General features: G+C 74.1%; 9 protein-coding genes. 1 reads left to right on the forward strand and 8 read right to left on the reverse strand.

Annotated features, from left to right (window positions below):
* From HET64_RS31880 to HET64_RS31890, 3 genes are all read right to left on the reverse strand, one after another.
* The coding region (locus HET64_RS31880; RefSeq protein WP_215110626.1) for a zf-TFIIB domain-containing protein at positions 1–215 on the reverse strand (215 nt) is incomplete at its 3' end.
* Positions 216–280: 65 nt separating this feature from the next.
* A complete protein-coding gene (locus HET64_RS31885) occupies positions 281–1,261 on the reverse strand; it encodes a phosphotransferase family protein (RefSeq protein WP_215110627.1) in 981 nt (326 codons plus the stop codon).
* A gap of 329 nt (positions 1,262–1,590) precedes the next feature.
* Positions 1,591–1,797 (reverse strand): hypothetical protein, encoded by a 207-nt coding sequence (locus tag HET64_RS31890; protein ID WP_215110628.1) that lies wholly within the window; start codon positions 1,795–1,797, stop codon positions 1,591–1,593.
* 615 nt (positions 1,798–2,412) lie between these two features.
* On the opposite strand from HET64_RS31890, the gene HET64_RS31895 reads away from it, so the two are divergent.
* Positions 2,413–3,732 (forward strand): serine/threonine-protein kinase, encoded by a 1,320-nt coding sequence (locus tag HET64_RS31895; protein WP_215110629.1) that lies wholly within the window; start codon positions 2,413–2,415, stop codon positions 3,730–3,732.
* A gap of 19 nt (positions 3,733–3,751) precedes the next feature.
* Here HET64_RS31895 and HET64_RS31900 read toward each other — a convergent pair whose 3' ends face one another.
* The 5 genes from HET64_RS31900 to HET64_RS31920 all read right to left on the reverse strand — a co-directional run.
* Positions 3,752–4,570 carry an RNA methyltransferase gene (locus HET64_RS31900; RefSeq protein ID WP_215110630.1) on the reverse strand — a complete coding sequence of 273 codons (819 nt, stop codon included), beginning with the start codon at positions 4,568–4,570 and terminating at the stop codon, positions 3,752–3,754.
* 69 nt (positions 4,571–4,639) lie between these two features.
* Positions 4,640–5,950 carry a uroporphyrinogen-III C-methyltransferase gene (gene cobA, locus HET64_RS31905; protein ID WP_215110631.1) on the reverse strand — a complete coding sequence of 437 codons (1,311 nt, stop codon included), beginning with the start codon at positions 5,948–5,950 and terminating at the stop codon, positions 4,640–4,642.
* A 655-nt stretch (positions 5,951–6,605) separates the two neighbouring features.
* On the reverse strand, positions 6,606–7,613 hold the full coding sequence (locus HET64_RS31910) for a DNA-3-methyladenine glycosylase (RefSeq protein WP_215110632.1): 1,008 nt from the start codon (positions 7,611–7,613) through the stop codon (positions 6,606–6,608).
* A 92-nt stretch (positions 7,614–7,705) separates the two neighbouring features.
* Positions 7,706–8,797: a sugar phosphate nucleotidyltransferase gene (locus HET64_RS31915; protein WP_215110633.1), complete on the reverse strand. Its 1,092-nt coding sequence runs from the start codon at positions 8,795–8,797 to the stop codon at positions 7,706–7,708.
* 79 nt (positions 8,798–8,876) lie between these two features.
* Positions 8,877–9,699: peptidoglycan recognition protein (locus HET64_RS31920; RefSeq protein ID WP_215110634.1), on the reverse strand; the 823-nt coding region annotated here is incomplete at its 5' end.

A 9,699-nucleotide genomic window follows, 5' to 3' on the forward strand; every position in this document is an offset into this window, starting at 1 on the left:
CAGGCGGGGGCGTGTGCGGGAGGCGCGGCCGTGTAGGCCTGCGGGGCGGGGGGCGTGGGCGGGGCCTGCTGGGACCACTGGGACTCCAGGCGGGTGAGCGACTCCAGCTCGCCGTAGTCGAGGAATATCCCCCGGCAACCGCTGCACTGCTCGATCTGGACGCCGTTGCGGTTGTACGTGTTCATCTGCGCGTGACACTTCGGACACTGCATCATCGGCTCGGCTCCTCGCCCTCGTTGTGCCGTCGCCGGAATGTCTGCCCGGCGGCGGTCCGTTCACCCTACGACGCGTGGTCGGCGGCCAACTCGGGCGGCAACGTAGCGATTCGGGCACAGGATTCGATCATCAGCTGTTCGAGCTCGTCCGGATCCCGTTGCTCCGCGGCGCACTTGGCCAGGGCGAGCGCCGCCGTCTGCACCGTCAGCGCGCGGGCCGGGACGTCCAGTTCGGGCCAGGGGTCCCCGTCGGCGGGCACCGCGGGTCCCCCGGCGGACCGGTAGGCGTCCAGGAAGGCGGACCAGTCCTCGGGGGCCAGGAGTCCGGCGGCGTACCAGGCGGCGGGCCGGCCGAGGTCCCAGGCCGGATCGCCCGTCCCCGCGTCGTCCACGTCGATGAGCAGCCAGGGCCCGTCCGGAGCGGGATGGCGTACGAGCTGGCCGAGGTGCAGGTCCCCGTGGCACAGGAAGCCGGCCCTCGGGGCGGGTGCGGGGGCCTCGCCCCGGGCCCAGACCGGCAGGGCCCGCCAGCCGGCCAGCACGGGCAGCACAGCCGGGTCGCCCGGAAGGGCGGCGGACAGCCGGGCGACGGCCCGCGCGGCCTTGGCCGGACCACGCATCGGCGGGAGCCGGAACGGTGGCTCCGTGCGATGGAGGCGGGCGAGCAGCACCGCGGCCTCGGCCCACGGGGCCGCCTCGGGGTCGGTGGGGTCGACGGGCGCGCCGAGCGGCCAGAGGGTGACCGGACGCGGGGCTGGGGTGGAGTGCCCGGAGGGCTCCGGGTACCCCGGGACGGTGAGCGGCGGCAGCAGGATCCCGGTGAGCTGCGGGGCGGCGGCCAGGGCGATCCGGGCCGCCAGCGCCTCGCGGTCGGTGTCGGCCGCGTGGGCCTTCGCGACGATCGCACCGCTGCGGACCACCGTGCCGTCGGGCCGGTCCGCGAGAACCTGCGGCGGCTCGCAGACGCAACGCGCCCCGGCGGGGTGGGAGAGGCGGTGCGCGAGGGTGCCCAGGTCATGGACGACTGAGGTCTGGGTGGTGGTCAACGGCTCCCCCGGCGGCGGTCGGCCCGGCCGTGGCACCGGTCCCGCCGTGAGCGTAACGCGGGTCCGCCCGGGGGCCGACCGGTCCGGGAAGCCGCTGCCCGGACCGGAACGCCGGTGACACCCTCCGAGCCGGAACGCCGGGGCAGGTCCCGGGCGGTCGGTGCTGTGTGCGTCGGCCCGGCGGGGAACCGTAAGGGCCCGGACAGCGCGATGCCCGGTCAGCTCCCCAGCTGACCGGACAAACGCTGCCGTCCGCCGCACCCCCGTCCCCACGGGGCTGTTGGCCGGATGTGCGGGTCCGGACCGCTCTTCCGGACCCCGGGCGCCGCTCAGCGCCCCAGCATCACCGCCACGGACGACGCCTGTGTGACCACCGCTTCCCAGCCGCCGAAGACGACCGCGAGCAGGGCCGCCAGGGGAAGGACCATCGCCGTCGCCACCAAGGGGTGACGGGTGCCGGACGAACGGGTGCCGAACGCGGCGTACGCCCTGCGTCCCTGCGTACGGACCATGGTCCGCGCTGCCGTGTCCGACATGGTTCCTCTCCTGACCTGATGGGGAGCGGCGGGCGTGTGACCTCGGGGGACGAGTGCATCGCCCGCCGCTTGACCTCAACATTAGGTAACCGGCGAGCACAGGGCGTCATGCCCGCGTACCTAATCCCGGGCCTCCCGGAGGATGAGCCGTCGTCGATCGGCGTACTCCCCTGGGTGGAGACGGACCACCGGAGGTTGGGGTCATCCCGGAGGGGACGCCCGGGCCCGTCCGGCACGCTTCCGGTGCCTGTCGGCCGGCCCCGGGGCGTGCGCGCCGGGTGACTTCACTCACGCCCACGACCCCGGCGGGCTGCCGCCCCGGCGCCGGGGCCCCTCCGGGACACCACCGCCCCGTAGGCCCGGGCGGTGTCACGGCCTCCGTGACGGTCGCGCCCCGGTGTTCCCGCGGTGATCCAATCCCCCTTGCCCGGCGGTCCTTTGAGCGGACCGGCCGGCCGATGGGCCCGGATCCGCCGCACCCTGCCCCCTCTTCACCTCTCCCGCCCGGCACGGACAATCGAATTCTTCGGGAGGGCGCGGCCTCTGAGCGCGCCGGGCGCGGGGTACGTAAGCTGTGCCTCGTCAGGCGGACCAGGCAGCGGGGATGGGCAGACGATGGCGATGATGCGGCTCCGGCGCGAGGACCCGCGTCTCGTCGGCTCGTTCCGGCTGCACCGGCGGCTCGGCGCGGGCGGCATGGGCGTCGTCTACCTCGGCTCCGACCGGCGCGGCCAGCGGGTGGCGCTCAAGGTGATCCGGCCCGACCTGGCGGAGGATCAGGAGTTCCGTTCGCGGTTCGCGCGCGAGGTGTCGGCGGCCCGGCGGATCCGCGGCGGCTGCACGGCCCGGCTGGTCGCCGCCGATCTGGAGGCGGACCGCCCGTGGTTCGCGACGCAGTACGTGCCCGGCCCCTCGCTGCACGACAAGGTCGCCGAGGAGGGCCCGCTGGCCGCCGCCGAGGTCGCCTCGATCGGGGCCGCGCTGTCCGAGGGTCTGGTGGCGGTGCACGAGGCGGGGGTGGTCCACCGCGACCTGAAGCCGTCGAACATCCTCCTCTCCCCCAAGGGCCCCCGCATCATCGACTTCGGCATCGCCTGGGCGACCGGGGCGAGCACCCTCACCCATGTCGGTACGGCGGTGGGGTCGCCGGGGTTCCTCGCGCCCGAGCAGGTCCGGGGCGCGGCCGTGACGCCCGCGACGGACGTCTTCTCCCTCGGCGCGACGCTGGCGTACGCGGCGATGGCCGACTCCCCCTTCGGGCACGGCAGTTCCGAGGTGATGCTGTACCGCGTCGTGCACGAGGAGGCGCAGCTCCACGGGGTGCACGACGCGTTGGCCCCGCTGATCAGCGCCTGTCTGGCGAAGGACCCGGAGGAGCGGCCCAGCACGCTGCAACTGTCCATGCGGCTCAAGGAGATCGCGGCGCGCGAGGCGCAGGGGCTGCACGAGAGCCGGCCGCCCGTCCAGCGCTCCGCCCAGGACGCCGACCGGCCGACCGGCCGGATGGCCGACCCGTACGCCGATCAGCACACCCGCCGCTCGGAGGGTCCGTCCGCCTCCCGCCCCCAGCCGGGCAGGCGCGCCGCGCCCGGGCGTTCGGGGCCGCCGCGCACCGGTGGCTCGCGCCCGCAGCAGGCTTCGCGTGACACGACGCGTTCCGGGAAGCGGCAGGGGTCCCCGGCCGGGACGAACGGCCGGCCGGGAACCCGCTCCGGGGGGCGCACGACCTCGGCGGGGCGGCGTCCGGCCAATCCGCGGCTGCTGCGTCAGCGGCTGGTGGTGTTCGTCGTGGTGACGCTGCTGGTGGCGCTGGGCATCGCGGCGGCGCAGGGCTGCCAGGGGCCGGCACGCGGCCTGGGCGGCGGGACCGGGCCGGAGCAGCAGTATCGGGCGCCGCAGACGCAGGCCGTGCCGGAGCCGCCGCGGTCGTCCTGACGCCGGGGCCCGGCCGTGCTCAGCTCTCCGGGCGTCCCGTGGCCACCGCGTAGAAGGCGACGGCCGCCGCCGCGCCCACGTTCAGCGAGTCGACGCCGTGCGCCATCGGGATGCGGACCCATGCGTCGGCGGCCATCAGGGCCCGCGTGGACAGTCCGTCGCCCTCCGCGCCGAGCATCAGTGCCACCCGGTCCAGTCGGTGCGGGGCCGCCTCGTCGATGCTGGTGGCCTTGGCGTCCGGGGTGAGGGCGAGGAGCCGGAAGCCGGCCTCCCGTACCCCCTCCAGCGCCTTGGGCCAGGCTTCGAGCCGAGCGTAGGGGACGGAGAAGACCGCGCCCATGGAGACCTTGACGGAGCGCCGGTAGAGCGGGTCGGCGCAGTCCGGGGAGAGCAGGACCGCGTCCATGCCCAGGGCCGCGGCACTGCGGAAGATGGCGCCGATGTTGGTGTGGTCGTTCACCGATTCCATGATCACCACCCGGCGCGCGGTGGCGAGCAGTTCGTCGGACGCGGGCAGCGGCTTGCGCTGCATGGAGGCGAGCGCACCGCGGTGGACGTGGTAGCCGGTGACGCGTTCGGCCAGTTCGGGGGCGACGGCGTACACCGGGGCCGGGACCTCGTCGATGACGTCGCGCATGACGTCGACCCACTTGGCAGAGAGCAGCATCGACCGCATCTCGTACCCGGTCTGCCGGGCGCGGCGGATCACCTTCTCGCCCTCGGCGATGAAGAGGCCTTCGGCGGGTTCGCGCCGCCGTCGCAGCTCGACGTCGGTCAGGCCGATGTAGTCGCTCAGCCGCGGGTCGTCAGGGTCGTCGACGGTGATGAGTTCTGCCACAGGGTGATACTGCCTTGTCCGGTGTGTGGTGCCAACGCCTGGGATGGAGATAGGTAACCGCGGGTTACTTCACACCTGGTCGTCCGGCCCGTCCTGGCCGGTATCCGGTGCGGAGTGCGGGCGGACCGCGACGACCTCGCCGATGACGATCACGGCGGGCGGGCGCACGTCCTCGGCGACCGCGCGCTCGCCGACGTCCGCGAGGGTCGCGTCGACCCGGCGCTGGGCGGCGGTGGTGCCCTCCTGGACGAGGGCGACCGGGGTGGCCGGGTCCTTGCCATGGGCGATGAGGGCGGCGGCGATGGCGCCGATCTTGTCGACGGCCATCAGCAGGACGAGGGTGCCGCGCAGCCGGGCGATGGCCTCCCAGTCGACCAGCGAGCGCGGGTCCTCGGGGGCGACATGGCCGCTGACCACGGTGAACTCATGGGCGACGCCCCGGTGGGTGACCGGGATGCCGGCCGCCCCGGGGACGGAGATGGTGCTGGAGATCCCGGGGACGACCGTGCAGGGGATGCCCTCGGCGGCCAGCGCCTGGGCCTCTTCCATGCCGCGGCCGAAGACGAACGGGTCGCCGCCCTTGAGCCGCACGACGGACTTGCCGGCCTTGGCGTGCTCGATGAGCGCCTGGTTGATCGCCTCCTGGGCCATGAACCGCCCGTACGGGATCTTCGCGGCGTCGATCACCTCGACGTGCGGCGGGAGTTCGTCGAGCAGGTCGCGGGGGCCGAGGCGGTCGGCGATGACCACGTCGGCCTCGGCGAGGAGGCGGCGGCCGCGCACCGTGATCAGGTCCGGGTCGCCGGGGCCGCCGCCGACGAGCGCGACGCCGGGGGCGTGGTTGCGGTGGTGCGGGGCGGCGAGGGTGCCGTCGCGCAGCCCCTCGACGATGGCGTCGCGGAGGGCGGCGGAGTGCCGGGGGTCGCGGCCTCGGGGGGTGGTGTTGAGGACGGCGACGGTGATGTTCCCGATGCGGCCGGTGGCGGGGGTCCAGGCGGTGGCGGCCTCGGCGTCGTCGGCCCGGACGCACCAGGTGCGGGTGCGTTCGGCCTCGGCGGAGGCGGCGTCGTTGGCCGCGGTGTCGGAGGAGGCGATCAGGGCGTACCAGGTGTCGGCCAGGTCGCCGTCCTGGTAGCGGCGGCGCTCCCAGCGGATCTCCCCGGCGTCCGCCATGGCCTCGACGGAGGGCGTCGCGGACGGGGAGACCAGGGTGATGACGGCCCCGGTGGCGATGAGCTGCGGCAGCCTGCGCTGCGCGACCTGTCCGCCGCCGACGACGACGACGCGGCGGCCGTGCAGGCGCAGTCCGACGGGGTACGCGGGGTGGTCGGCGCGGCCTGCGCGGTCGGCGCTGTCGGCGTGGTCTGCGTGCTCGGCCATGGCGGTACGGGCTCCTCGTGCGGGTGCTGCGTAGGGGCCGCTGCGGCGGTGGAGCGGCTGTGACGTGCGGAAAGCTGAGGTCTGGGTCGGGAACACGATACGGGGTGGGGGGTGCCTGCGGCGGGCCTGTCCCCCCTGCCCGCACCTTCCCGAAGCCGGGGCTGCCCCGGGCCCCCTTGTCCTCAAGCGCCGGACGGGCTGGATTCGGGGCTCCGCCCCGGACCCCGCTCCTCAAACGCCGGAGGGGCTGTAAACACCGACGCCGGAGCGGCAGGGAACAGGAGCCGCGGACGGGTTCGGGACAGCGCCGCCGTGCGACGGGCTCAGGACAACGTCGTCCGAGGGGTCGGGACAGCGTCGTCCAGCGGGCTCAGGACAACATCGTCCGACGGGCTCGGGACACGTCGTTGCGACGGGCTCGGGACACATCGTCCAGCGGACTCAGGACAACGCCGTCCGGCGCGCTCAGGGCAACGCCGTCCGACGGGCTCAGGACCGCATCGTCCGGTGGGCTCGGGGCAGTGGTGTCGGGGCCGCCGGAAAGGTGAGGTCGAGCTTCGGGGAGGTTCTGGCGGTGGTGTCTGCGTCGTCCTGGAGGGGCTGCCCGATCTGGACTGAGGCCGAGGCGGCCGGGCCACTCGGGGCCCCGGGCCGGTCAGAGGTTCACGATGTTGCCCGGGGTCATCCTCGGGGCCCGGCGTTTCGGGGTGTGGCCCGAGAGCAGGATCAGGCGGGCCGCTCGGTGGCGTTGCCCCTCGTACGGGGTGAGCAGGGACAGCATCTCCTCGTCGTCCGCGTCGCGGTTGTCCGCCAGGGCGTGGCCCACGATGCCCGGGAGGTGCAGGTCGCCGACCGTGACCGCGTCCGCCGCGCCGTTCGAGCGCTGGAGGGTCTCGGCCGAGGTCCAGGGGCCGATGCCGGGGATCAGTTCCAGGCGGGTCAGTGCCTCGGGGAGGTCCATCGTCGCGGCCTCCTCCAGCCGGCGGGCCACGCGTACCGCGCGCAGGATCGTCGACGACCGCTTGGCGTCGACGTTCGCCCGGTGCCATTCCCAGGACGGGATCATCGCCCAGCCCCGTGGGTCCGGCATGACGTGCAGGCCCAGCTCCGCGGTGGGGCCGGGGGCAGGGGTGCCGAAGCGGCGGACCAGGTGGCGCCAGGCGCGGTAGGCCTCGTCCGTGGTGACCTTCTGCTCCAGGATCGACGGGATCAGCGATTCCATGACCAGGCCCGTGCGGAGGAGTCGCAGGCCCGGGCGGCGGTGGCGGGTCAGGGCCAGCAGGCGGTGGCGGGGGACGAACGCGTCCGGGTCGTCGTCCGCGCCCAGGAGTGCGGGGAGCCCCGCCAGCAGCCAGTCCGCACCGGGGCCCCAGGCCGCCGCCCCGATCCGGTCGCCGCGCGCCGCGAGGCGCAGGGTGCCGGGGCCATCGGGCGTGCGGGTGGCCCGCCAGAACGTGCCGTCCGCGACCATCCGGAACGTGGGGTCCGCCGGGCCCCGGCGCAGGGGGCCGAGGACGAGGCGGAGGTCCAGCGGGCCGGGTGGGGTCCACTCCCGGGTCAGCGGCGGGCCGTCGTGGGAGGGCGGAGCCGCCCGACGCGCCGGGGCGGCGGCCTGGTGCGGCAACGCCGCTCGCGCGGTGCGTGGGGCGAATCGTCCCGCCACGGGTGTCCTCGGTGCTCTTCGTGTTTCCTGGTGTGCGTTCTTCGTGCTTCTCGGTGCGGAGGGGGCGTCCTTCCGAGGGTACGGGTACCGGCCTACTGGTCCGAGGAGAAGCGGACCGAGGCGTCCGGCAGGACCGCGCCGCACCAGATCCTGATTCCGTCACGCAGTTCGTTGTCCGCGCCCACCCGCGCCCCGTCGCCGATCACCGCGCCCGCCAGCACCGTACGGTCGCCGATGCGAGCGCCGGCTCCGACCAGCGAGTCCGTGATGACCGCCCCCGCTTCGACGACCGCGCCGGCCAGGATCGTCGAGCCGTCTATTCGCGCGCCCGCGCCGATCACCGCGCCGGCGCCGACCACCGTGCCGCCGGTGAGCTTGGCGTCCGGGGCCACGGAGGCGGTCGGCAGGACCAGGCGGTCGCCGCAGCGGCCGGGGACCGCCGGGGACGGGGCGCGGCCGAGGACGAGGTCGGCGGAGCCGCGGACGAAGGCGCCCGGGGTGCCGAGGTCCAGCCAGTACGTGGAGTCGACCATGCCCTGGAGGTGGGCGCCGGAGGCGAGCAGTCCGGGGAAGGTCTCGCGTTCGACGGAGACGGGACGACCGGCCGGGATGGAGTCGATGACCGAGCGCCGGAAGATGTACGCCCCGGCGTTGATCTGGTCGGTGACGATCTCTTCCGGCGTCTGCGGCTTCTCCAGGAACGCCGTGACCCGGCCCGTCGCGTCGGTCGGCACGAGGCCGAAGGCGCGCGGGTCCTCGACCCGGGTCAGGTGGAGGGAGACATCCGCCCCGGAGACGGTGTGCGAGGTGACCAGGGCCCGGATGTCGAGCCCGGTCAGGATGTCGCCGTTGAAGATCAGCACCGGTTCGTCCGCCCCCGAGGACAGCTTCGGCGCGACGTTGCGGATGGCTCCACCGGTGCCGAGCGGTTCCCGCTCGGTGACGTACTCGATGTGCAGGCCGAGCGAGGAACCGTCGCCGAAGTACGGTTCGAAGACCTCCGCCAGGTAGGACGTGGCGAGCACGATGTGCTCCACCCCGGCCGCCCTGGCCCGCGCCAGTTGGTGGGTGAGGAAGGGGACCCCCGCCGCCGGAACCATCGGCTTCGGGGTGTGCACCGTGAGCGGGCGCAGCCGGGTGCCTTTGCCACCGACCAGGAGGATCGCTTCTTTTGCCTCTGTCACAGCACCGTCTCTGCTTCCTGCTGGGGCCTGGCCTGGTTGTGGCTGGCCAGTCTAAGCAGACCGGTCGGAAACGCCCCGGTCAGCGGCCCTGCAGTTTGGCCGAGCTGGTCCGGGCCTTGCCGAGCTTCTTGTAGAGACGCGCTCCGGGGCATTCGGTTGCGAAGCCGTCCCGATGGCCCGAGATGACGTTCATCTTGACCTTCTTGCCCTTCGCGTACTTGCCGCTGCCGCCGGAGACGAGGGTGACCTTGCCCTTGGGGTTGGCCCCGAACAGTCCGAGCTTCCAGGCGGTGAGCTTGGAGACGGCGGTCACCGCGGCGGCGGGCGGGTTGCTGGAGGAGTACGTGCCGAGCACGGCGACCCCCATGGTGTTGGTGTTGAAGCCCAGGGTGTGGGCGCCCAGGACGGCCTTGGAGACGCCTCCGGCCCGGCCCTCGTAGATGTTCCCGCACTTGTCGACGGCGAAGTTGTACCCGAAGTCGCGCCAGCCGCTGCTCTTGACGTGGTAGCGGTAGATACTGCGGAGCACCGAAGGTGCCTGCTTGCAGGTGTAGTTGTTCCCGGACGCGCTGTGGTGCACGAAGGCCGCCTTGACGGACTTGGTGTACGCGAAGTTGCGCTCGCGGAGCTTCTCGTCCGCGCCCCAGCCCTTACGGGTGACGATCTTCGGGCGGGGGCCGATGTACGGCTTCGCCCCGGCCGCGACGATCGCCGCCTCCTCCTCCGTCTCCGCCTTGGTCAGCGCGGGGATGACGGCCGCGCCGAGCGGCGCGAGGTCCGCGTTGACGGCCGAGGCCGCGGCGGATTCGGCGGTGAGCGCCTCCGGCACGGACGCCGTCGTCGTCGGCGGCACCGGGTTGCCGGCGAACGCCGCCCGGGTGACGGTCCGGCCGGCGGGGGCG

This window comes from Streptomyces sp. McG3 (assembly GCF_018619185.1).
Taxonomy (GTDB): domain Bacteria; phylum Actinomycetota; class Actinomycetes; order Streptomycetales; family Streptomycetaceae; genus Streptomyces.